Below are 24,144 nucleotides of genomic sequence, written 5' to 3'. Positions count from 1 at the left end.
GCCCAGCATGTCCCCGGCCGGAGCCGCGCCAGCAGAATCCGCCCGCCAGTCCGCCACACCTGCCTTCGCGGTCACGCCGACCAAGCTGGTGCCGCCCCGCGGCGCCCGCCCGCTGATGCCGCGCGACACCCTGCTCGCGCGCCTGGCCGAGGCGCGGCGCCAGCGCTGCGTGGTGATCCAGGGGCCGGCCGGCTGCGCCAAGACCAGCACGCTGGCGGCGTGGCGCCAGGCCCTGCTGACGCTGGACTTCGACGTCGCCTGGCTGTCGCTCGCCCCGGAAGACAACAGCGTCGCGGCCTTCTTCAACGGCCTGGTCGCCAGCCTGGCCACCGTGGATCCGGCCATCGTGCGCGATGCCTGGGTGCTGATGGGCCGCGACGGCCACCAGTCCGCGGTCGAGCACTGGGTGATCACGCTGGTGCGGGCCATCGGCGCACGCCGGCGCGAACTGGTGCTGATGCTCGACGACGTCCATCACCTGGACGACCCCGGCGTGGTGCTGGCGCTGCGCTGGCTGCTCGACTACGCGCCGCCGCAACTGCACGTGGTGCTGGCCTCGCGCACCGCGCCGCCGCTGTCGCTGGCGCGGCTGCGCACGCAGGGGCTGCTGTCGTCATTCGGGCTGGCCGACCTGCGCTTCTCGGCACAGGAATCCGCCCGTTTCCTGCAGGAACAACTGGGCCACGTCGACGCCCGCGATGCCGGCCGGCTGCATGAACTCACCGACGGCTGGGCCGCCGGCCTGCAGCTCTTTGCCATCGACCTGAAGGGCAAGCGCGGCGGATCGTACAACCCGGTCCAGGTGCGCGACGCACAGACCTTTGCCAGCTATTTCGAGCGCGAGGTGCTGGTGCGGCTGACGCCGGACGACCTCGGCCTGCTCACCCGCATGGCGCTGTGCCACCGCTTTTGCGGCGCGCTGTGCGCCACCCTGCTGGGCCGGCCCGAAGCCGCCGCCGAGATCACCGTGCGGCTGGCGCACCTGGCGCGCGACGACCTGTTCATCGCGCAGATCGGCAGCGACAGCCATGGCGAAGCCTGGTACCGCCTGCACCCGCTGTTGCGCGAAGTGCTGCTGGGGCGCCTCGGCGGGCTGCCGCAGGGCACGCAGGCGGCGATGCACGCAGCGGCCTGGCAGTGGTTCAACGCGCATGGCCACGTCGACGAGGCCGTGCGGCACGCGGTGCTGGCCGGGGACAGCGCGGCCGCCGCCGACATGGTGCACGGCCGCGCGCATAGCCTGCTCGCGCGCGGCGAACTCAGCAAGCTGGCCGCGCTGGTGCGGCAACTGCCGGCGGAACAGATACGGGCCCGCTTCGGCCTGCTGCTGGTCCAGGCCCATCTGCAGATGTATGCCGGCGACTCCGACGGGCTGCAAGACAGCCTGCAGCGGATGCAGGCCCAGGCCGGGCGGCTGGGCCCGCGCGAGCACTATGCGCTGGCGATATTGCAAGGCAGCATGGCGCTGCTGCGCGACGACTCCGATGCCGTCGCCAACCTGCTGCCGGCGCTGCAGCGCGTGCCCGCCGGCGCGGACGACTTCACCCTGACCGGGCGCGGCAACATCCTGTCGTGGATGCATATCTACCGCGGCGAATACGACCAGGCGCGGCGCGTGATCGAGGACGGCGCGCCCTGCGACGGCGCGCCGCGCGGCACGCTGCTGGGCCGCTGCATGGGCGGCATGACGCACGCCGTCGAGGGCCAGGTGCTGGTGGCCGAACGCGTGCTGCATGACGTGCTAGCCGATGCCGAGCAGCGTGGCGCCGCCTGCGCCGGCGTGGCCTGCATGGCGGCCGCGCTGCTGGGCGAGACCCTGTACGAACTCAACGATGTCGAGGCTGCCGCCAGCCTGCTTGATGCCCGCATCGACGTGCTGGTGCGCATCTCGATCCCCGACACCGTGCTGCGCGCGCTGCTGGCGCTGTCCTGCAGCCGCTGGCACGCCGGCGACCACGCCGGTGCGCTGGCGTGCCTGGACCGGCTGGAGCGCTACGGGCAGCGCCACCGAGTCGACCGCCTGGTGGCCGGGGCCCTGTCACTGCGCTCGCGCCGGCTGCTGGAAGACGGCCATGTCGACGCCGCCGACGACGCGCTGCTGCGGCTGGAAGCGCTGGCGGCCCGGCATGCCGGCGCGGTGCGCAGCACCGCCTGGGAAGTGCGGGTCCACGCCGACCTGGCCCGCATCGGCATGTGCCTGCACCACAACGATTTCGACGGCGCGCTGGCGCGCCTGGAGCCGCTGGCGGCGCTGTCCGAGGCCGGCGGGCGCTGGTCCCGCGTGGCCACCTTGCGCGTGCTGATGGCGCAGGCCCACCGGGGCCGCCGCGATCCCGCCGCCGCGCGCCGGCAACTGCTCGACGGGCTGCGCATCGGCCACCGCCACGGGCTGGTGCGCAGCCTGCTCGACGCCTCGCCGCAGGTGCCGGCCATGCTGGCGGTGCTGGCCGGCGATGACAGCCTGGACCCGGTACTGGCGTTCTACGCGCAGCGCCTGGCCGACGCCGCCGGTCCGGGCGCGTCCGCCAGTCCCGCTCCCTCGCCGGCCCCGGCCGCCCAACTCGCGCGCCTGGCCACCCTCAGCGAGCGCGAGCAGGAGGTGCTGGGCCTGCTGGCGCAGGCCATGCCGAACAAGAAGATCGCGCGCATCCTCAACGTGTCGCTCGACACGGTCAAGTGGCACCTGCGCAATGTCTACGCCAAGCTGGGAGTCACCGGACGTGACCAAGCCGTGGCCCGGCTGCGCGACGCCGGCGCCCTGCCCACCCCCTGATCTACTCCACCTACACCACCGGTGTAGGGACTTCCCACCCGCCCCCGGCCACACTGGATCCAACGAGGCAGCGACACCGCTGCCGTCCACCAGTCAGACCGGGAGCCATCGATGGAAATCATCCGCAACGTCTATCGCGAAGACCACGAGATGTTCAGGGAAACCGCGCGCCGCTTCTTCGAGCGCGAATGCCTGCCGCGCCAGGCCGCCTGGGACCAGGCCGGCTGCGTCGACCGCGAGACCTGGCTCAAGGCCGGCCGCGAAGGCCTGCTGTGCGTCACAGTGCCCGAGGAATACGGCGGCGGCGGCGGCGATTTCGGCCACTCCGCCGTGCTGGCCGAGGAATATCACCGTTCCGGCATTTCCGGCCCGAGCTTCTCGGTGCATTCGGACATCACCGCACCCTACATCGTGCGCCTGGGCACCGAGGAACAGAAGCGCAAGTGGCTGCCCGGGATCTGCCGCGGCGAGAAGATCCTGGCCATCGCCATGACCGAGCCCGGCAGCGGCTCCGACCTGAAGTCGATCCGTACCAGCGCCGTACGCGACGGCGACGAGTTCGTGATCAACGGCAGCAAGACCTTCATCTCCAATGGCCTGAATGCCGACCTGATCGTGGTGGTCTGCAAGACCGATCCGACTGCGGGCGCCAAGGGGGTGAGCCTGATCATGGTCGAGGCGGAGCGCGCGGGCTTTCGCCGCGGGCGCAAGCTGGAGAAGGTCGGCCAGCACGCCGCCGACACCGCCGAGCTGTTCTTCGACAACGTGCGCGTGCCGGTCACCAACCTGATCGGCAACGAGAACGGCGGCTTCATCCACCTGATGGAAGAGCTGCCGCAGGAACGTCTGATCATCGCCGCTTACTGCGCCGCCAAGCTGGAGCGCCAGCTTGAGCTGACGCTGCAGTACGTGAAGGAGCGCCGCGCCTTCAATCAGACCGTGTGGGACTTCCAGAACACCAAGTTCAAGCTGGCCGACGTCAAGGCCCAGGCCGTGGCGGTGCGCACCATGGTCGACTACTACATCGGCAAGCACATGGTGCAGAAGCTGTCGCTGCAGGAGGCGGCCATCGCCAAGCTGTACGCCACCGAGACCCTGTGGAAGTGCATCGACGACATGGTGCAGCTGCACGGCGGCTACGGCTACATGCTCGAGTACCCGATCGCGCGCGCCTTTGTCGACATGCGCGTGACCCGCATCTTCGGCGGCACCAGCGAAGTACTGCGCGACCTGATCGCACGCAAGCTCTGAGCCCCTTTTTCGAAACCTCCTTCAGGAATCCATCATGAGCGAGAAAGTCCTGGTTGCCGGCGTCGGCATGATCCCCTTCGCCAAGCCCGGCGCAAGCCTGAGCTACACCGAAATGGGCGCCGAAGCCACGCGCCGCGCGCTGGCGGACGCCGGCATCGGCTACGAGCAGGTGCAGCAGGCCTTTGCCGGCTATGTCTACGGCGACTCCACCTGCGGCCAGACCGCGCTGTATGAAGTCGGCATGACCGGCATCCCCATCATCAACGTCAACAACAACTGCTCGACCGGCTCGACCGCGCTCTACCTGGCGCGCAAGGCGATCGAGAGCGGTGATGCCGACTGCGTGCTGGCGCTGGGCTTCGAGCAGATGCAGGCAGGCGCGCTGAAGTCGCACTGGGATGACCGCCCCGTGACCCGCGCCCGCTTCCAGCCGATCATGCACGGGCTGACCGCCGACATGGCGCACCTGCCGCAGGCCCTGCGCACCTTCGGCGGCGCCGGCCGCGAGCATATGCAGCGCTACGGCACCCGCATGGAGACCTTTGCGGCGGTGCGCGCCAAGGCCAGCCGCCATGCCGCCAACAACCCGCTGGCGCTGTTCCGCAAGGTCGTCACCACCGAAGACGTGATGAACGACGTGGAACTGCTGCCGGGCGTGATGACGCGCCTGATGGCCTGCCCCCCGACCTGCGGCGGCGCGGCCGCAATCCTGGTGTCCGAGCGCTTTGCCCGCCAGCACGGCCTGCGCACCGGCGTGCAGATCGTGGCGCAGGCGCTCACCACCGATCCGCCCGCCTCGTTCGACCCGCCGTCCATGCTGAACTACGTCGGCACCCACATGACGCGCGCGGCGGCCAACAAGGTCTACGAGCACGCCGGCATCGGCCCCGAGGACGTCGATGTGTGCGAGCTGCACGACTGCTTCGCGCACAACGAGGTGATCTCGTACGAAGCCCTGGGCTTCTGCCCCGAAGGCGGCGCCGAGAAATTCGTCATGGACGGCGACAACACCTACGGCGGCAAGGTAGTGGTCAACCCGTCGGGCGGCCTGCTGTCCAAGGGGCACCCGCTGGGCGCCACCGGCCTAGCCCAGTGCTACGAACTGACGCACCAGCTGCGCGGCACCGCCGAGCATCGGCAGGTGGAAGGCGCAAAGCTGGCGCTGCAGCACAACCTCGGCCTCGGCGGCGCGTGCGTGGTGACGCTGTACGGCAAGTACTGAGCCCTGGACCGAACCCAAGCAATGACGTGGCGCGCCGGCAGCATCGTGCTGCCGGCAGTGCCCCGCAAGGAGACCGCCATGAAACGTTCCACGCTTTCCCGCCTGCTGGGCCTTGGCCTGGCCTGCGCGATGCTGCTGCCGGCGCTGCCGGCAAGCGCCGCCGACAACTTCCCCTCGCGTCCGCTGCGCTTTATCGTGCCCCTGACGCAGGGCAGCGGCTCAGACACCGTCACCCGCTTCGTCGCCGAGCTGGTGGGCAAGGACCTGGGCCAGCCGGCCGTGGTCGAGAACCGCCCCGGCGCCGACACCATCATCGCCGTGCAGAGCCTGCTCAACGCGCCGGCTGACGGCTACAGCATCCTGATGATCTCGCCCAGCGCCATGGTCATCAACCCGCTGGTCAACGACAAGCTGCCCTATGACCCACGCGATATCCGCCCGCTGGCTGCCGCGATCCGCGCTTCGGCGGTGCTGGTCACGGGCGCCAATTCGCCCTACAAGAGCGTTGCCGACGTCCTCGCCACCGCGCGCAGGAAGCCGCATACGGTCAGCCTGGCCAACTACAGCTACCACTATCGCCTGGGCGGGCTGCAGCTGCAGCAGATGGCCGGCATCGACCTGAACCACATTCCCTACAAGGGCGCGGCGCAGGTGCAGACCGACCTGATGGGTGGCGCGGTGGACCTGGCCCTGCTGGATGTCGGCGGCGCCCTGCCGCTGCTGCGCGCCGGCAAGCTGCGCCCGCTGGCCGTGACCACCCGCGCGCGCCACCCTGAACTGCCCGACGTGCCAACCGTGCGTGAAAGCGGCGTGGCCAACTATGAGCTGTCGGTGTGGATCGGCTTTGGCGTCAGCAGCAAGACGCCCGAGCCGATCGCGCAGAAGCTCGAGGCGTCGCTGCTGAAGGCGCTGGGCACGCCGGAATTCCGCAATTTCGCCGCGCGCACGGCCTATGCCGAAGTGCTGGCCGAGCCGGGCAAGCAGATGCGCGCCATGATCGCCTCGGAGCGGGTGCGCTACGGGGAACTGGTCAAGAACTACGACGTCAGCGCGCGCTGAAGGCGCCGCCCTGCACAACCCAGAAAACAGGATTCACCATGTCACAGCTTTGCAAGGACCGCGTTGCCGTCATCACCGGTGCCGGTCGCGGCATCGGGCGCGAATATGCGCTGGAGTTCGCCCGCCAGGGCGCGAAAGTGGTCGTCAACGATCTCGGCGGGCGCGGCGAAGGCGGCGGTGCCGCCAGCGGCCCGGCCCAGGAAGTGGTGGCCGAGATCCGCGCCGCCGGCGGCGAGGCCATCGCCAGCTTCGACGACGTGGCCGACTGGGCCGGCGCCGAGCGCATGATCCGCACCGCCATCGACACCTTCGGCGGCCTCGACGTACTGGTCAACAATGCCGGCATCCTGCGCGACCGCACCCTGGTCAACATGACCGAGGAGGACTGGGATTCAGTGATCCGCGTGCATATGCGCGGCACCTTTGCGCCGTCGCGGCACGCCGCCGCCTACTGGCGCGAGGAATCGAAGGCGGGGCGCCAGCGCGCCGCGCGCATGATCAACACCAGCTCGTCGTCCGGCCTGTACTGCAACGCCGGCCAGTCCAACTACGGCGCGGCCAAGGCCGGCATCGCCGCGATGTCGGTGATCGCCGCGCGCGAGCTGGACCGCTACGGCGTCACCGTCAACGCGATCTACCCGACCGCGATGAGCCGGCTGACCGAAGACATCTTCGCCAAGCGGCGCAACGAGTTCACCGCCGGCGCCGTGCCGGGCTTCGATCCGCTCGATGCCGGCAACGTGGCGCCGCTGGTGGCCTGGCTGGGCAGCGTCGAGTCCGGCGACGTCACCGGGCGCGTGTTCGGCGTGCGCGGCGGGCGCATCACGGTGGCCGAAGGCTGGCACGCCGGCCCGCGCATCGAGAAGTCAGGCCGCTGGGACGCCGCCGAGCTTGGCCAACTGATTCCCGCGCTGGTCCGCCAGGCCGCGGCCAATGCCGACACGTCGGGCGAGATCCCCGCCGCCTGATCACCGCACCGAGCACCGCACCATGACACCGACCCCCAAGTACCTGGGCGATCACGCCGCCCTGAACCCTGAGAAGCCCGCCGCCATCAACGGCACCACCGGCGAGGTCCTGAGCTACAGCGAGCTGGACCAGCGCTCGAACCGCTTTGCCCAGTACCTGTACGCGCTTGGCCTACGCCGCGGCGACCATATCGCGATGGTGCTCGAAAACAATATGCGCTGCTTTGAGCTGTGCTGGGCCGCGCTGCGTTCCGGGCTGCTGATCACCCCCGTCAACCGCTTCCTGACCGCGCCCGAAGCCGCCTACCTGATCGAGGACAGCAAGGCGCAGGTGGTGGTGACCTCCTACGCGATGCGCGAGCTGGCTGCCCAGTTGACGGACCTGATGCCGACCTGCCGCAGCCGGCTGATGGTGGACGGCACCATTCCCGGCTGGGACAGCTACGAAACGGCCATCGCCGCGCACCCGGCCGGGCGCCTGGCCGAAGAATGGATGGGCGCGACCATGATCTACAGCTCCGGCACCACCGGCCGGCCCAAGGGCATCGTGCGCGCGCAGCCGCAGGGCTATGTGACCGAAGGCTCGGGCTCGCCACGCCGGGCCCAGTTCGTTCGCTATGGTTTCGACGCCGATACCACCTACCTGTCGCCCGCGCCGCTGTACCACACCGCACCGCTCGGCTATGGGCTTGAGACCCAGTTCGGCGGCGGCACCGTGGTCTTCATGGAGAAGTTCGACGCGGTCGAGGCGCTGCGCATGATCGAGCGCTACCGCGTCACCCACAGCCAGTGGGTGCCGACCATGTTCATCCGCATGCTTAAACTGGAGCCGGCGCAGCGCGAGGCCTTCGACCTGTCCAGCCACCGCGTGGCGATCCACGCGGCAGCCCCCTGCCCGCAGGAAATCAAGCGCGAGATGATCGCCTGGTGGGGACCGATCGTGCACGAGTACTACGCCGCCACCGAAGGCAACGGCGTGGCCACGCTGAACACGGCGGAATGGCTGACGCACCCGGGCTCGGTCGGCAAGGCGCTGGTGGGCGTGCTGCATATCTGCGACGAGGACGGCAACGAACTGCCCTGCGGCGAAAGCGGGCTGGTCTACTTCGAGCGCGAAGCCCTGCCGTTCCACTACCACAACGATCCGGAGAAGACCCGCGCCGCGCAGCACCCGCGCCACCCCACCTGGACCTCGGTGGGCGATATCGGCCGGATGGATGAAGACGGCTACCTGTACCTGACCGACCGCAAGGCGTTCATGATCATCTCCGGCGGCGTCAACATCTACCCGCAGGCGATCGAGGACGCGCTGGTGGTGCATCCCAGCGTCGGCGACGCCGCCGTGATCGGCGTCCCCAATGCGGAGATGGGCGAAGAGGTCAAGGCCATCGTCGAACCGGCCGCGGGCATCGCGCCGTCCCCCGAACTTGCCGAGACCCTGCTCGAATACCTGCGCGGCAGGGTGGCGCGCTACATGGTGCCGCGCTCGATCGACTTCACCGACGCCATGCCGCGGCTGCCCACCGGCAAGCTGTACAAGCAGGCCCTGCGCGACCGCTACTGGAAAGCCCAATGACCGTGGCGGCAATGCATGCCGCCACCAAGGAGTACGACGTGAGCCAATTGCTGGACGCCTTCCGCCTGACCGCGCTGCCGCCCGCGGCGGAAACCTTGCGCGCCGAAGTCAGGCGCTTCCTGGCCGAGCACCTGCCAGCCGCCAGCGCCGATATCCGCGCGCGCTCGTGGATGGGTTTCGATGCCGATTTCAGCCGCCGGCTGGCGCAACGCGGCTGGGTTGGCGTGACGCTGCCGGCCAGCTATGGCGGCGCCGGCATGGATGCGTTCCACCGTTTCGTGCTGGTGGAAGAGCTGCTGGCCGCCGGCGCCCCGGTGGCCGCGCACTGGGTCGCCGACCGCCAGAGCGGCCCGCTGATCCTGAAGTACGGCACGCCGGCGCAGAAGGACTTCCACCTGCCGCGCATCTGCAACGGCAGCGCCTTCTTCTGCATCGGCATGAGCGAGCCAGACTCCGGCTCGGACCTGGCCAGCGTGCGCACCCGCGCCACGCGTTGCGATGGCGGCTGGCGCCTGAGCGGGCGCAAGATCTGGACCACCAACGCCCACCATTGCCACTACATGATCGCGCTGGTGCGCTCGTCGGGGGTGCCGGAAGACCGCCAGAAGGGGCTGTCGCAGTTCATCATCGACCTGGCCGCGCCCGGTGTCACGGTGCGCCCAATCGTCGACCTGACCGGCGACGCGCATTTCTCCGAGGTCACCTTCGACGACGTGTTCCTTCCCGACGACGCGCTGGTCGGCGAGGAAGGCGGCGGCTGGGAGCAGGTCACGGCGGAGCTGGCGTTCGAGCGCAGTGGGCCGGAGCGGCTCTATTCCAGCATCGTGCTGGTGGATCTCTGGGTGCAGGCGCTGCGCGCCGGCCAGCCCTCGGACGCCGATGCCGCCAATGCCGCACTGCTCGGCAGCTTCGTGACCCAGCTGGCCACGCTGCGCAGCCTGTCGGTGGCCGTGACCGCGCGCCTGGCGCGCGGCGAAAGCCCGGTGGTGGAAGCGGCACTGGTCAAGGACCTGGGCACGGATTTCGAGCAGTCCATCCCGGCCCTGCTCGAAGCCGTGACCAGCGCCGACCCCGGCGCGGCGCCGGACCCCGAGCTGTACCGCACGGTGGCTTTCCTGAGCCAGATCTCACCCACCTTCTCGCTGCGCGGCGGCACCCGCGAAGTGCTGCGCGGCATGATCGCCCGCGGCCTCGGCCTGCGCTGAGCCAACCAGACTTCCAGAGAGACGACATGTTTACCGAAGCCATCGAAGACATCCTGCGCGATCACGCCACCCCGGCCGCGCTGCGCGCCATCGAGGGCGGTGCGTCACCCGCGCCGCTGTGGGCGGCACTGGCCGATACCGGCTTCCTGGAGCTGATGGCGCCGGAACCCGCGGGCGGCGCGGCCCTGCCGCTGCAGGCGATCGGACCGGTCTTCACCCTCTTCGGCAGCCACGCGCTGCCGCTGCCGGCGGCGCAGGCCATCGCTGCCCGCGCGCTGCTGGCGCCCACGGGCGAGGCGGCGCCGGCCGGCATGATCACGCTGGCCGGCCAGTGCGCGCGTGGCGCCGACGGCACCATCACCGCACCGCTGCTGCCCTTTGGCGCGATCGCGGACTGGGTGCTGGCCAACGTGGAAGGCGGCATGCTGCTGCTCGATGCGTCGCAGGCATCGCGCCAGCCGTCCGGCGTGCATGGCAGCCTGGCGGCCACGCTGGTATGGGCCGCGCGGGACCTGCCGGGTCCGGTCGGCGACCATGGCGAGCGCGTGCGCGCCTTCAGCGCCGCCATCCACGCCGCCGCCATGGCGGGCGCGATGGGGCGCGTGTTCGACATGACGCTGCAGTACTGCAACGACCGCTCCCAGTTCGGCAAGTCGATCGGCAAGTTCCAGGCCGTGCAGCACCAGCTTAGCGTGATGGCGCAGCATGTGGCGGCGGCGGGGATCGCGGCGGAGCTCGCCTTTGCCGGCGACGGCCCCTTTCCTGCCCGCATGCCGGTTGCGATCGCCAAGGCCCGCACCAGCATGGCGGTGCCACTGGTCGCCGCCACCGCGCACGCCCTGCACGGCGCCATCGGCGTGACCGAGGAATACGACCTGCAGCTCTACACCCGGCGCCTGCACGAGTGGCGCATGGCGGATGGCTCCGAGGCGTACTGGAACCGCCTGGCCGGCCAGGCCCTGCTGGCGCAGCCGCAGACAACCATTACCGACTTCGTGCGCGAGACGCTCGCGGCGTGAACCCCTGCCTCCCCATGCAAGCCACATTCCGTACCCGCATCACCGAGCTGCTGTCGATCCGCCACCCGATCCTGCTGGGCGGCATGCATCACCTGGGGGAATCGCGCATGGTCGCGGCCATGGTCAATGCCGGCGCGATGGGGTTCATCACCGCGCGCTCGTTCGACTCGCTGGCCGCGCTGCGCGACGACCTGCGCCGCTGCCGCGACCTGGCCGGGGGCCAGCCGTTCGGGGTCAACCTGACGCTGGCGCGCCGGCCGGAGCAGAACCGCAACGTCCAGGCGTGGATCGATGTGGCGCTGAACGAAGGCGTGCGCTGCTTCGAGACCGCCGGCGGCGCGCCCGAGGGCCTGGTCGATCCGATCCACCAGGGCGGCGCCATCGTGATCCACAAATGCCCCAGCGTGCGCCATGCGCTGAGCGCCGAACGCATGGGCGTGGATGCGGTGACGCTGGTCGGCATGGAAGAAGGCGGGCACCCGGGCGCGAGCCAGTTGCCCACCTTCGTCAACGGCGCCTTTGCGCTGGCGCGGCTGAGCGTGCCGCTGCTGCTGGGCGGCGGCATCGGCAACGGCCGGCAGATCGCGGCAGCGCTGGCAATGGGGGCAGACGGCGTGGTGATGGGCAGCCGCTTCATGGTCGCGGCCGAGATCCGCGCGCATGCGGCGCTCAAGCAGCGCATCGTCGACTCCGACCAGCACTGCTCCACCGCCATCCTCGGCTCGCTGGGCGACACCTGGCGGGTGCTGGCCAACGAGACCGCGCGTGAGGTGCAGCGCCTGGAAGCGGCCGGGGCGCGCAGCCATACCGAGTTCGGCGACCTGATTCTGTCGTCGCGCACGCGCCAGCGTGTCTATGCCGATGGCGAGGTCGATGCCGGCATCGTCTCGCTGGGACCGGCCGGCGGCTTCTGCGACGCGATCGAGCCGGCCGCGCAGATCGTGGCCGGGCTGATGGCGGAGGCGTCGCGGGCAGCTTCGGCCTTCACTCAGACCTTCGCACAAACCTTCTGCGCAGGCCCCCGCGCAGCCTGAACCGCGCGGCGCCTCAGCCTGCCAGCGCTCCCACGCCATCCTCCGGCCGCTTGACGCGGAACCACGCCGCGTACAGCGCCGGCAGGAACAGCAGCGTCAGCACCGTGGCGATGATCAGCCCGCCCATGATCGCCACCGCCATCGGCCCCCAGAACATCGAGCGCGACAGCGGGATCATCGCCAGCACCGCCGCGGCGGCGGTCAGGATGATCGGCCGGAAGCGGCGCACCGCGGCTTCGACGATGGCGGTCCACTGCGGCACGCCGGCGCTGACGTCCTGCTCGATCTGGTCGACCAGGATCACCGAGTTGCGGATGATCATGCCCAGCAGCGCGGTGATGCCCAGCTGCGCCACAAACCCCATCGGCGCGCGCAGCAGCAACAGCGTGGCGGCGGCGCCGATCAGGCCCAGCGGGCCGGTCAGGAACACCATGGTCGCGCGCGAGAAGCTGTGCAGCTGCAGCATCAGCAGCGTGAAGATGATGAAGATGCACAGCGGCAGCTGCGCCGCGATCGAGGCGCCGGCCTTGCCGCTCTCTTCTTCCGCGCCGGCCACGGTGATGCGGTAGCCCGGCGGCAGCTGCGCGCGCAGCTTGTCCAGCTTCGGGTTGATCTGCGCGGTCACCGTCGGGCCCTGGATGCCGTCGACCACATCGGACTGCACGGTTACGCCGAAGTCGCGGTTCTCGCGCCACACCACGCCCGGCTCCGAGCGCAGCGTCACGCGCGCCACCTGCGTCAGCGGCACCATGCGCCCGGTGTTGGTCGGCACCAGCATGTTGTTCAGGTCCGAGATCGCATCGCGCTCATTGCGCGGGGTGCGCATCAGGATGTCGATCAGCTTGTCGCCGTCGCGGTACTGGCCCACGGGCACGCCGCTCAGCACGGTCTGCGTGACGCGGGCGATGGCATTGGTGGTCACGCCCAGTGCGCGCGCCTTGTCCTGGTCGATCTCCAGGCGCAGCATCTTGACGTTCTCATTCCAGTTGTCGTTGACCCCGACGGTGTTGGGGTTGGCGCGCATCTCGGCCTTGATCTGGTCGGCCAGCTGGCGCACCCCGGAGGCGTCCGGCCCGATCACGCGGAACTGCACCGGATAGGCCACCGGCGGCCCGTTGGGCAGCAGCTTGACGCGGCCCCGCAGGTACGGGAACTCCGCATCCATCAGCTTGATGATGCGGCGGCGCAGCGCGTCGCGCACCTCGGTGCTGACCGGCATCACGATCACCTGCGCCACATTGGTCTGCGGGAAGATCTGGTCCAGCGGCAGGTAGAAGCGCGGCGCGCCGGTGCCAACGAAGGTGGTCAGGCTCTCGACCTCGCGGTCCTTGCCGACCAGCCGCTCAAAGCGCTTGGCCTCGGTTTCCATCTGGGCAAAGCTGGTGCCCTCGGGCATCCACAGCTCCACCATCAGCTCGGGGCGGCTGGAATCCGGGAAGAACTGCTTCTCGACAAACTTGAAGGCGTAGATGCCCAGCCCGAAGGCCACCAGCGTGATCGCGATCACCACCTTGCGCCAGGTCACGCACCAGTCCACCAGCCGGCGAAAGCGCGCATAGAACGGCGTGTCGAAGACCTCGTGGGCCTCGCCCGCGCCCGGGCCGCGGGTCTTGAGCAGCAGGTAGCCCAGGTAGGGCGTGAAATAGACCGCCGCCAGCCACGACAGCACCAGTGCCAGCGCCGTCACCGCAAAGATCGCGAAGGTATATTCGCCCACCGTCGAGCGTGCCAGGCCCACCGGCAGGAAGCCGGCCGCGGTGATCAGCGTGCCGGTCAGCATCGGCATCGCGGTGGAGGTATAGGCGAAGGTGGCCGCCTCCATCTTGGAGAAGCCCTCTTCCAGCTTGCGCACCATCATCTCGACCGCAATGATGGCGTCATCGACCAGCAGCCCCAGCGCCACGATCAGCGCCCCGAGCGAAATCTTGTGCAGTCCGATGCCGAAGATATGCATGAACAGGAAGGTCACCGCCAGCACCAGCGGGATGGTCAGCGCTACCACCAGGCCCGGCCGCACGTCCAGCCGCAGCGGACGGGTGTGCAGGCCCAGCGAGACAAAACTCACGGCCAGCACGATCACCACCGCCTCGATCAGCACGTGCACGAACTCGCCAACCGAGCGCTTGACGGCCTCCGGCTGGTCCTGCACCTGGTCCATCTCTATCCCCACCGGCAACTGCGTGCGCAGCCGGTCGAACGCGGCGCGCAGGTTCTTGCCCAGCTCGATGATGTCGCCGCCCTTCTGCATCGAGATCCCCAGCCCGATCACGTCCTTGCCGTTGAAGCGCATGCGCGTCTGGGTCGGGTCGACATAGCCGCGGTAGACGTGCGCGATGTCGCCCAGGCGGATATTGGCGATGCCGTTGGGCCCACGCAGCACCAGGTTCTCCAGGTCTTCCACGCTCGCGAACTGGCCCGACAGGCGCACCTGCAGGTTATCGGTCGGGGTGACCAGCACGCCGCTGCCGGTCAGGTTGTTCTGCTGCGAGATCTGGTCGGCGATGGCGTTGATATCCAGCCCCAGCTGGGCAAAGCGCGCCTGGTTGAACTCGATGAAGACCTTCTCGTCCTGCAGGCCGATCAGCGACACCTTGGCCACCGACGGCACGCGCAGCAGTTCCTGGCGCACCAGGTCGGCGTACTCGCGCAGCTCCTTGTAGTTGAAGCCGTCGGCCGAGAGCGCGTAGATGGTGCCGTACACGTCGCCGAACTCATCATTGAAGAACGGCCCGCGCACGCCCGCGGGCAGCGTCTGCTGGATATCGCCGATCTTCTTGCGCACGGTGTACCAGACCTGCGCGGTCTCCTTCGCCGGCGAGGTGTCCTTGAGCTGGAAGATCACCGTGGTCTCGCCCGGCTTGGAGAAGCTGCGGATCTTGTCCGCATAGGGCACTTCCTGCAACTGGCGCTCGATCTTGTCCGTCACCTGAACGGCGATCTGCTCGGCGGTGGCGCCGGGCCAGAAGGCCTGCACCACCATCACGCGGAAGGTAAAGGGCGGGTCCTCGTCCTGGCCCAGCTGGAAGAACGCCAGCATGCCGCCAAGCAGCAGCACCACCAGCAGGTAGCGGGTCAGCGGCTGGTGCTCGAGCGCCCAGCGCGACAGGTTGAAGCGGGAATGGTCCATCCGCTCACCCCTGCTTCGGGGTGGCGGCCGGTGCCGATGCCGGGGCGGATGCAGGTCCTGCCGCAGGCGCGACCGTCTGCAGCGGGCGCACCTTCTGGCCCGCGCGCAGCAGGTGCACCCCGGCGGTGACGATGGTCTGGCCCGGGGCCAGGCCCTGGTGCACCTCCACCTCGTTGCCGATGGCCTCGCCCAGCGTCACCGGCACCGGCTTGACCGTGCCGGCGGCGGCGTCATAGATCCAGACCTGGTTGCGGCCCTGCTCCTGCAGCAGCGCGGTCAGCGGCACCCGGATGGCCGGGGTGGCGCCGGTGCGCATGAAGGTCACCACTGCGGTCATGCCGAGCTTGAGGTCGGCGGGCGGGTTCGGCACCGTCACGCGGGTGGCATAGGTGCGGGTGACGGGGTCGGCCGCCGCGGCAATCTCGCGCACGCGGCCAGGCAGCGTGCGCTGCGGCTCGGCCCAGGTATGGATGGTCACGTCGGTAATGCCGCGCAGCAGGTCGACCTGGTCTTCGGGCAGGCCGATGGCGACTTCCTTCTCTGCCGTCTGCGCCACGCGCACCACCGGCTGGCCAGGCGTCACCACCTGGCCCACCTCGGCATCAATCGCCGTGACCACGCCGTCGGCGTCGGCATGCAGCACCGAGTAGCCGGTCTGGTTGGACTGGCTGCGCAGCCCGGCCTGGGCCTGGCGCAGCCGCGATTCGGCGGCGTCGTAGTTGGCCTGGCGCCGGTGCTGCTCGGCAGCGCTGATAAAGCCCCTGGTGAACAGGTCGTTGTAGCGCTTCAGGTCGGCGGCGGCCAGGTCACGGTCGGTCTTCGCGGCCTCGAACTGGGCGCGCGAACCGGCCTCGGCCAGCGACAGGTCGGTGGGATCAAGCCGCGCCAGCGGCTGGCCCTTGCTGACCACCGCGCCCACATCCACCAGCCTGGCGGCGATCTTGCCCCCCACGCGGAAGCCCAGCCGCGACTCCACGCGCGGACGCACGTCGCCGGAGAACTCGAAGGCGGTCTTGCCGTTGTGCGGGCTCAGCTGCATCAGGCGCACCGGGCGCACCTCCGGCGCCGGCTCGGCCTTTTTGCCGCAGCCGGCCAGGGCCAGCAGGCTGGCCGTCAAAAGTGCGGCTACGGTCGCGCCTCGACCGATATGGCGCGGCGGCATCGTAACGACAGGGGTATCTGCAGCCGCAACTTCCGGCACTTGGCAAAGCACTGGCATCGGTAGGCAACGAGTCGGATGGGAACCACTGACAAGACTGGCCGGTGAACGCAATCCCTGCGCCCGGGAAGTCGTCGGGGCTGGCGGAATGGCCGTGGGCAGCCGGCATTGGCAATAAATAACTTGTCGGTCAGTAATATAGCGACGACCTCCGGGTGCGTCAAACGGCAGGCGACGAAACCGCTGGAATGAAGACTCAGTTGCCGTTCCGGGCCGGTGAACTGCGCTGACAGGCTTCGGCATGCGCGACCATACCCTGCCGGGCGCGATGCTACAATCCGCCGCGCCTCTGCCGCTTCCCCCCACATCTTCGACCCGAGACCGGCGTGACGCCCGATCAGTATTGCCAAGAGAAAGTCGCCCAGAGCGGCTCGAGCTTCTATTACAGCTTCCTGTTCCTGCCGGCCGAGCGCCGCCGCGCCATCACCGCGCTGTACGCCTGGTGCCGCGAAGTCGACGACGTGGTCGACGACACCCATGACGCGGGCCTGGCCCACCAGCAGCTGGACTGGTGGCGCGCCGAACTGCGCCGCCTGTTCGAGGGCGAGCCGACCCATCCGACCACCAAGGCCCTGCAGCCGCATGTGCGCAGCGCCGGCCTGCCCCAGGGCGAGATGTCCGAAGTGCTGGAAGGCATGGAAATGGACCTGACCCAGACCCGCTACCTGGACGAGCCCGGCCTGACCCGCTACTGCCATTGCGTGGCCGGCGTGGTCGGCACGCTCAGCGCGCGGCTGTTCGGCTATACCGACCCGCAGACCCTGGTCTTTGCCGAGAAGCTTGGCCAGTCGCTGCAACTGGTCAATATCCTGCGCGACGTCGGCGAGGACGCGCGGCGCGGGCGCATCTACCTGCCGGTCAATACGCTGCAGCAGTTCCAGGTTCCGGCCTCCGAGATCCTGAAGGGCGAGCATTCCGAGCGCTTTGTCGCGCTGATGCAGTACCACGCCGGCCGGGCCCGCGCGCTGTACCATGAGGCACTAGCGCTGCTGCCGAAGCAGGACCGCCGCGCCCAGCGTGCCGGCCTGCTGATGGGCGCGATTTACCACGCACTGCTCGACGAACTGGAAGCGAGCCAGTTCCAGGTGCTGAACCAGCGCATCGCGCTGACCCCGCTGCGCAAGCTGTGGATTGCCTGGAAGACCTGGTTGCGCAACAGCTAGCGTCCTGCCCCTTTTCTGTTCGACCCGTCCCAAGCCGCACCGCCATGACGCAGACCTCAGCTTCCCTCGGCGACGCCATCCTCGCCCACGCCGACCAGCTCGCCCGCTTCTCCGACATGGAAGGCGGCCTCACCTGCGCCTACCTGACCCCGGCCCACCGCGCCGCGCAGGCCCGGCTTGCGCAGTGGATGGAGGCGGCCGGCATGCAGGTGCGGATCGACGCCATCGGCAACGTCATCGGCCGTTATGCGGCCGACCCGGCCGTGCCCGGCGCGCGCGTGCTGATGACCGGCTCGCACTTCGACACCGTGCGCAATGGCGGGCGCTATGACGGCCGTCTTGGCATCCTGCTGCCGATCGCCGTGGTCGGCGCGCTCAACCAGGCCGGCATCCGCCTGCCCTATCACTTTGATGTCGTGGGGTTCGCCGAAGAGGAAGGCCTGCGCTTCAAGACCAGCTTCCTGGCCAGCAGCGTGCTGGCGGGCCGCTTCGATCCCGCCCTGCTGGAGCGCCAGGACGCGGACGGCATCACGCTGCGCGAGGCGCTGGCGGCATCGGACCTGCCCGGCGCGGGCGATCTGCAGGCCCTGCGCGCCGCAGCGGTCGATCCGGCGTCGCTGCTGGGTTTTGTCGAAGTGCATATCGAGCAGGGCCCGGTGCTGCTGCACCACGACTTGCCTCTGGGCGTGGTCACGCAGATCGCGGGCAGCAGCCGCTTTGCGGTGCGGGTCGAAGGCCAGGCCAGCCACGCCGGCACCACGCCGATGGGCATGCGCCGCGACGCCGCCGCGGGCGCGGCCGAGATGATCCTGCTGGTGGAGCAACGCTGCGCGGCGGCGTCGACGCTGGTCGGTACGGTGGGCCAGCTGCAGGTGCCCAACGGGTCGAGCAATGTCATCCCGGCGGCCTGCACCTTCTCGATGGATATTCGCGCCGGCGAGGATGGCATCCGCGAGGCCGCCATCGTCGACATCGTCGCCGGCATCGGCCAGATCGCGGAACGGCGCGGGCTGGCCGCCCAGGTGGAGCGCGTACCGCCGGTCAACAACGCGCCGTGCGCGCGCTGGCTGATGGACCAGTTCGGGGCGGTGCTGAAGAAGCGCGGGCTGCAGGCCTTCGAGTTGCCCTCCGGCGCCGGCCATGACGCCATGATGATGCAGCGCATCACTGACGTGGCCATGCTGTTCGTGCGTTGCGGCAACGGCGGCATCAGCCACAACCCGCTGGAAACCATCACGGCGGAGGATGCCCAGCTGGCGGCGGAGGTCTTCGTGGATTTCCTGCGGCACTTCCAGCCGCGCGGCTAAGCGCCACAGTGGCGTACCATGGGGGGCGCGGCACGACAAGAACGGGTCAGCCGCCCTGGTAGATATCGCGCCCGAAGTCGTAGAGGTTCTTGCGCAGCTTGCGGCGCTCGTCCGGCGACAGGCGCGAGCCGCCGCGTTCGTCCGCGCGCCGGCGCTCGGCTTCGCGCTGCTCGGCGCGATGGCGCTCGGCACGGGCCCGCGCCTCGCGCTGGCTGTTGCCGGGATCGCTGGCCTGGGTCGACGGGTGGCGCTTGAGCAGGTTGGCCATGCCGGCCGATTGCGCCTGCACCGTCCCGGCCGGCATGCACAGCGCCAGCACGGCCAGCGCTAGGCAGGCGCCGGCGATACCATGCTGCGGATGCCCGTGCCGGGTTCGGTTCACTTTCATTGATAATGGCGATCTTGGCCTCGGGAAAAGCAGCCGTTGGACTGACTGGATGGACTGCCCTGAGGCCGGGAATTCCGGTACCCCGTCCGGCGCCGCACCCTCTGCAAGCATCGCGCCAGCGCGGGCTAGGCAGGCTGGGCGAGGCAGTGGTTCGTCTGGTGCAAATGCGTGGAAACCTGCCGCGCATGGCGCCCAAAAAGACGGATTGCGCAGTGTAATCGCACGATTGGTGCACACTGCCATACCACGGGGTAAAGTATGTAACGTTTTGTTAAGCCATTTTGAGCGAAAGCGATAGTCGCTAAGATACCGCCATGGAAAATACCAGCCACAAGATTCTTGTCGTCGACGATGACCCGCGTCTGCGCGATTTGCTGCGCCGCTATCTGGGCGAACAGGGTTTCACCGTGCTGGTGGCGGAAAACGCCACCGCGATGAACAAGCTCTGGCTGCGCGAGCGTTTCGACCTGCTGGTGCTGGACCTGATGATGCCGGGCGAAGACGGCCTGTCGATCTGCCGCCGGCTGCGCGGGGCCAATGACCAGACCCCGATCATCATGCTCACCGCCAAGGGCGAGGACGTGGACCGCATCGTCGGCCTGGAAATGGGCGCCGACGACTACCTGCCCAAGCCGTTCAACCCGCGCGAGCTGATCGCGCGCATCCACGCGGTGCTGCGCCGCAAGGGCCCGGCCGAAGTGCCCGGCGCCCCGTCGGAAACGCCCGAGACCTTCGCCTTCGGCGACTTCGTGCTGAACCTGGCCACGCGCACGCTGACCAAGAACGATGAGGAAATCACGCTGACCACTGGCGAGTTCTCCGTCCTCAAGGTGTTTGCCCGCCATCCGCGCCAGCCGCTCTCGCGCGAGAAGCTGATGGAAATGGCGCGCGGCCGTGAATACGAAGTGTTCGACCGCAGCCTGGACGTGCAGATCTCGCGCCTGCGCAAGCTGATCGAGCCGGACCCGAGCAACCCCCGTTTTATCCAGACGGTGTGGGGCCTGGGCTACGTCTTCATCCCCGATGGCGTGAAGTAACCGATCGCGGCCGCTGTTCCCATCGTGGCGACCGTAATCGGTAGAACCGCAACGCGGTTCTTTGGTTCGCTGTTCTGGCGGACCTTCATGCTTATCGCCCTGCTGCTGGCGATTTCGCTGGGCATCTGGTTCCAGAGCTACCGGCTGTTCGAACGCGCCCCGCGCGCGCAGCAGATCGCCATGCAGGTGGTCAGCGTGGTCAAGCTCACGCGCGCCGCCCTGCTCTATTCCGACCCCGCCCGGCGCCGCTTCCTGCTGCTCGACCTGGTGCAGAACGAAGGCATCAAGGTCTATCCGCGCGAGAAGGACGACGACTTCGCCGCGCCCACCGCCAACCCGTTCCTGACCACCCTGGTGCAGCAGGAGATCCGCAGCCGCCTGGGCGAGGACACGGTGCTGGCCACCACCGTCAACGACATTCCTGGCGTGTGGGTCAGTTTCGAGATCGAGGGCGACGACTACTGGGTGGCGATCAGCCCCGAGCGCTTCGAGCGCGTGCCCGGCATCCAGTGGCTGTGGTGGAGTATTGCCGCGCTGCTGCTGTCGATCATCGGCGCGGCCTTTATCACCGCGCGCGTCAACTACCCGCTCAAGCGGCTGGCCAACGCCGCGCGCGCCATCGGCGCCGGCGGCGACCCGCCGCCGCTGCCCGAGCATGGCGCCAGCGAAGTGGCGCTGGCCAACCACAGCTTCAACCAGATGGTGCGCGACCTGCGCCAGCTCGACGACGACCGCGTGGTGATGCTGGCCGGCATCTCGCATGACCTGCGCACGCCGCTGACGCGGCTGCGCCTGGAAACCGAGATGTCGCCGATGGACACTGTCACGCGCGACGCTATGATCGCCGACATCGAGCAGATGGACGCGATCATCGGCCAGTTCCTCAACTACGCGCGGCCGCCGCTGGAGACCGTCGAGCCGGTGGACCTGTCGGCGCTGGTGCACGATGCCGTGGGCGTCTACGCCGCGCATGACGACGTGCGCGTGCACGTGCGCGCCAATGAGCCGGTGATGGCCGTGGCCAACCGCATGGAAGTGCAGCGCATCCTGGACAACCTGGTCGAGAACGCGCGCCGCTATGCCAAGGACGAGCAAAGCGGCATGGCCGTGGTAGAGATCACCACGCGCGTGGACGACAAGGAGGCCGTGCTGACCGTGGCCGACCACGGCAACGGCGTGCCCGACGGCCAGCTGTCGCTGCTGACGCGGCCCTTCTACCGGCTCGACGCCGCGCGCAGCGAGGCCAAGGGCGCCGGGCTGGGCATGTCCATCGTCAACCGCATCATGCAGCGCAATGGCGGCCGGCTGCTGCTGGCCAACCGCGCCGCCCCGGCTACCGGTCTGGTGGTCAGCGCCTGCTTCCGGCGCGCCTGAGCGTCACCTGAGCGCCATCCCCGGCGCATTGACAGGTTTTCGACAGCCTTTGATAGGCTTCTGAAAGGCTTTCGTCAGGGCAATGACAGGGTCGCGGCGCACACTGGCGCCCGTCATCAGGCCCGCGGCGAAATCCTTCCCACGCGGCGTGACCCGCGCACGCCTGGCTGACTTCTCCGAACCATCATGCCGCCGGGGCCACCGGCGGTGCCTGAGAGACAGCCATGTCAGATACCTCCGCAGCCACCCCCGGCGCGCAGCACGGGTTCCGCACCGTGTTCCGCGTCGTCAGCGGCAACTTCCTGGAAATGTATGACTTCATGGTGTACGGCTTCTACGCGGCCGCCATCGCCAGGACCTTCTTCCCCAGCGGCAACGAGTTCGCCTCGCTGATGCTATCCCTTGCCACCTTTGGCGCGGGCTTCCTGATGCGGCCGCTGGGCGCGATCGTGCTGGGCGCCTACATCGACCGCCATGGCCGCCGCAAGGGCCTGATCATGACGCTGGCGCTGATGGCCATGGGCACGCTGCTGATTGCCTGCGTGCCGGGCTACGCCACCATTGGCGTGGCCGCGCCGCTGCTGGTGCTGGCCGGGCGGCTGCTGCAGGGCTTCTCCGCGGGCGTGGAGCTGGGCGGCGTCTCGGTCTACCTGTCGGAAATCGCCAGGCCTGGCCGCAAAGGCTTCTACGTCGCGTGGCAATCGGGCAGCCAGCAGGTGGCGGTGATCTTCGCCGGCCTGCTGGGCGTGATCCTGCACGCCATGCTGGCGCCGGCGCAGATGGATGAATGGGGCTGGCGCATTCCCTTCCTGGTGGGCTGCCTGATTGTGCCGTTCCTGTTCCTGATCCGCCGTTCGCTGGAAGAGACCGAAGCCTTCAAGGCGCGCAAGCACCGCCCCGCCATCGACGAGATCTACCGCTCGATGCTGGACAACTGGCGCATCATCCTGGCCGGCTGCATGATGGTGGTGATGACCACGGTGTCGTTCTACATGATCACCGCATACACGCCGACCTTCGGCAAGACCGTGCTGAAGCTGGACGACACCGACAACCTGATCGTCACCATGTGCGTGGGCCTGTCCAACTTTATCTGGCTGCCGCTGATGGGCGCGCTGTCGGACCGCATCGGGCGCAAGCCGCTGCTGCTGTTCTTCACCGTGGCGACGCTGCTGACCGCGTACCCTGCCGTGTCGTGGCTGGTGGCCGAGCCGTCGTTCTCGCGGCTGCTGATGGTGGAACTGTGGCTGTCGTTCCTGTATGGCAGCTATAACGGCGCGATGGTGGTGGCGCTGACCGAGATCATGCCGCCCGCGGTGCGCACCACCGGCTTCTCGCTGGCCTACAGCCTGGCCACGGCGCTGTTCGGCGGCTTCACGCCGGCAATCTCGACCTGGCTGATCCACGCCACCGGCAACAAGGCGGCGCCGGGACTGTGGCTGATGTTCGCCGCGCTGTGCGGACTGGTCGCCACGCTGGTGATCTTCCGGGCGCGCCGCGCGGAGCCGGTCATGCATCCGGCCTGAACATGGCGGGTTGAACTCGCCGCAATCGTCACCAACTTGCCATGAGCGGGCCCATCGCGCATGGCATACTTGCCCTTCCGCATCGAAGCCGCCAGGCTGATGCCGCGCGGCTGCCCATGCCGGGATTCGCTCCAGGCGTCACATGCCTTGCCTATCGGGCTCTTTGAGAATATCAATTAGCCCGGCATCTGGTGATGACGCATAATCACGTTTTGTCGCGGTAAGCCACGCAGCCGGCCCACGCCAGCCGCGCGGCGGCAGCACCGCTCTCATTGCAACCGTATCAGGAGATAGTCTATGAAGACCGTTGGTGACAAGCTCGAAGCCTTCCACGTCGTCGGTGTCAAGCCGGGTTTCAACAATCACGAAGAGAACGGCCAGTCGGCTTTCGAAGACATCACCGAAAAGTCGTTCGAAGGCAAGTGGAAGATCATCTACTTCTACCCGAAGGACTTCACCTTCGTCTGCCCGACCGAAATCGTTGCCTTCGCCAAGCTGAACGGCGACTTCGCCGACCGCGACGCGATCGTGCTGGGCGGCTCGACCGACAACGAATTCGTCAAGCTGGCATGGCGCCGCGAACACAAGGACCTGAACAAGCTGAACCAGTGGCAATTCGCCGACGTGACCGGTTCGCTGATCGACCAGCTGGGCGTGCGTGACCACGCTGCCGGCGTTGCGCTGCGCGCGACCTTCATCGTCGACCCGGACAACGTGATCCAGCACGTGTCGGTGAACAACCTTAACGTGGGCCGCAACCCGGAAGAAGTCCTGCGCATCCTGGACGGTCTGCAAACGGACGAGCTGTGCCCGTGCAACCGTGCCGTTGGTGGCGCCACGCTGTAATTTGCTGTCTGTCGCCAGACACCGTGGCGATTCGCGGAGGGTCCTGCCCT

The 24,144-nt window shown here is 68.7% G+C and carries 18 protein-coding genes; 15 read left to right on the top strand and 3 right to left on the bottom strand.

Annotated features, from left to right (window positions below; all coding sequences use genetic code 11):
• The first annotated feature begins 7 nt into the window (after nucleotides 1–7).
• The 9 genes from KB879_RS07600 to KB879_RS07560 all read left to right on the top strand — a co-directional run bounded on the left by KB879_RS07600 (nucleotide 8) and on the right by KB879_RS07560 (nucleotide 12,107).
• Nucleotides 8–2,773, top strand: a complete 2,766-nt coding sequence (locus KB879_RS07600; RefSeq protein WP_013956487.1) for a LuxR C-terminal-related transcriptional regulator — start codon at nucleotides 8–10, stop codon at nucleotides 2,771–2,773.
• 111 nt (nucleotides 2,774–2,884) lie between these two features.
• Nucleotides 2,885–4,024 carry an acyl-CoA dehydrogenase family protein gene (locus tag KB879_RS07595; protein WP_153955282.1) on the top strand — a complete coding sequence of 380 codons (1,140 nt, stop codon included), beginning with the start codon at nucleotides 2,885–2,887 and terminating at the stop codon, nucleotides 4,022–4,024.
• Between the two features lie 34 nt (nucleotides 4,025–4,058).
• Entirely contained in the window at nucleotides 4,059–5,246 is a 1,188-nt protein-coding gene (locus KB879_RS07590; RefSeq protein ID WP_013956485.1) for a lipid-transfer protein, read from the top strand.
• Between the two features lie 78 nt (nucleotides 5,247–5,324).
• Nucleotides 5,325–6,305 carry a tripartite tricarboxylate transporter substrate binding protein gene (locus KB879_RS07585; protein ID WP_041228366.1) on the top strand — a complete coding sequence of 327 codons (981 nt, stop codon included), beginning with the start codon at nucleotides 5,325–5,327 and terminating at the stop codon, nucleotides 6,303–6,305.
• Nucleotides 6,306–6,343: 38 nt separating this feature from the next.
• Nucleotides 6,344–7,273 carry an SDR family oxidoreductase gene (locus KB879_RS07580; RefSeq protein WP_153955280.1) on the top strand — a complete coding sequence of 310 codons (930 nt, stop codon included), beginning with the start codon at nucleotides 6,344–6,346 and terminating at the stop codon, nucleotides 7,271–7,273.
• A gap of 22 nt (nucleotides 7,274–7,295) precedes the next feature.
• A complete protein-coding gene (locus tag KB879_RS07575; protein WP_211980981.1) occupies nucleotides 7,296–8,849 on the top strand; it encodes an acyl-CoA synthetase in 1,554 nt (517 codons plus the stop codon).
• 38 nt (nucleotides 8,850–8,887) lie between these two features.
• Complete coding sequence (locus KB879_RS07570; RefSeq protein ID WP_013956481.1) at nucleotides 8,888–10,054, top strand: acyl-CoA dehydrogenase family protein; 1,167 nt, start codon at nucleotides 8,888–8,890, stop codon at nucleotides 10,052–10,054.
• Nucleotides 10,055–10,080: 26 nt separating this feature from the next.
• The gene (locus KB879_RS07565) at nucleotides 10,081–11,073 is read left to right on the top strand and encodes an acyl-CoA dehydrogenase family protein (RefSeq protein WP_013956480.1); all 993 of its coding nucleotides are present in this window, start codon (nucleotides 10,081–10,083) and stop codon (nucleotides 11,071–11,073) included.
• 14 nt (nucleotides 11,074–11,087) lie between these two features.
• Entirely contained in the window at nucleotides 11,088–12,107 is a 1,020-nt protein-coding gene (locus tag KB879_RS07560; protein WP_013956479.1) for a nitronate monooxygenase family protein, read from the top strand.
• 13 nt (nucleotides 12,108–12,120) lie between these two features.
• Here the strand turns inward: KB879_RS07560 and KB879_RS07555 are convergent, their stop codons facing one another.
• Both KB879_RS07555 and KB879_RS07550 read right to left on the bottom strand, forming a co-directional pair.
• On the bottom strand, nucleotides 12,121–15,234 hold the full coding sequence (locus tag KB879_RS07555; protein WP_211980980.1) for an efflux RND transporter permease subunit: 3,114 nt from the start codon (nucleotides 15,232–15,234) through the stop codon (nucleotides 12,121–12,123).
• Between the two features lie 4 nt (nucleotides 15,235–15,238).
• Complete coding sequence (locus KB879_RS07550) at nucleotides 15,239–16,453, bottom strand: efflux RND transporter periplasmic adaptor subunit (RefSeq protein ID WP_153955278.1); 1,215 nt, start codon at nucleotides 16,451–16,453, stop codon at nucleotides 15,239–15,241.
• A gap of 326 nt (nucleotides 16,454–16,779) precedes the next feature.
• On the opposite strand from KB879_RS07550, the gene hpnD reads away from it, so the two are divergent.
• A complete protein-coding gene (hpnD, locus tag KB879_RS07545) occupies nucleotides 16,780–17,616 on the top strand; it encodes a presqualene diphosphate synthase HpnD (protein ID WP_013956476.1) in 837 nt (278 codons plus the stop codon).
• Nucleotides 17,617–17,660: 44 nt separating this feature from the next.
• Complete coding sequence (locus tag KB879_RS07540) at nucleotides 17,661–18,923, top strand: Zn-dependent hydrolase (RefSeq protein ID WP_013956475.1); 1,263 nt, start codon at nucleotides 17,661–17,663, stop codon at nucleotides 18,921–18,923.
• Between the two features lie 46 nt (nucleotides 18,924–18,969).
• Here KB879_RS07540 and KB879_RS07535 read toward each other — a convergent pair whose 3' ends face one another.
• Nucleotides 18,970–19,311, bottom strand: coding sequence for a hypothetical protein (locus tag KB879_RS07535; RefSeq protein WP_211980979.1), 342 nt, complete (start codon nucleotides 19,309–19,311; stop codon nucleotides 18,970–18,972).
• A 314-nt stretch (nucleotides 19,312–19,625) separates the two neighbouring features.
• On the opposite strand from KB879_RS07535, the gene ompR reads away from it, so the two are divergent.
• The 4 genes from ompR (at nucleotide 19,626) to KB879_RS07515 (ending at nucleotide 24,094) form a co-directional block, all read left to right on the top strand.
• Entirely contained in the window at nucleotides 19,626–20,348 is a 723-nt protein-coding gene (gene ompR, locus KB879_RS07530) for a two-component system response regulator OmpR (protein ID WP_010810107.1), read from the top strand.
• A gap of 24 nt (nucleotides 20,349–20,372) precedes the next feature.
• Nucleotides 20,373–21,722, top strand: coding sequence for an ATP-binding protein (locus KB879_RS07525; RefSeq protein ID WP_211980978.1), 1,350 nt, complete (start codon nucleotides 20,373–20,375; stop codon nucleotides 21,720–21,722).
• Between the two features lie 224 nt (nucleotides 21,723–21,946).
• Nucleotides 21,947–23,248, top strand: a complete 1,302-nt coding sequence (locus KB879_RS07520) for an MFS transporter (RefSeq protein ID WP_013956472.1) — start codon at nucleotides 21,947–21,949, stop codon at nucleotides 23,246–23,248.
• A gap of 297 nt (nucleotides 23,249–23,545) precedes the next feature.
• Nucleotides 23,546–24,094: a peroxiredoxin gene (locus KB879_RS07515; RefSeq protein WP_010810110.1), complete on the top strand. Its 549-nt coding sequence runs from the start codon at nucleotides 23,546–23,548 to the stop codon at nucleotides 24,092–24,094.
• The last annotated feature ends 50 nt before the right edge of the window (nucleotides 24,095–24,144 follow it).

The organism is Cupriavidus sp. KK10, from assembly GCF_018223725.1.
In the GTDB taxonomy this organism is placed as follows: domain Bacteria; phylum Pseudomonadota; class Gammaproteobacteria; order Burkholderiales; family Burkholderiaceae; genus Cupriavidus; species Cupriavidus necator.
Note: the sequence above shows the minus strand (reverse complement) of the source record. Positions and strands in the feature narration are given on the sequence as shown.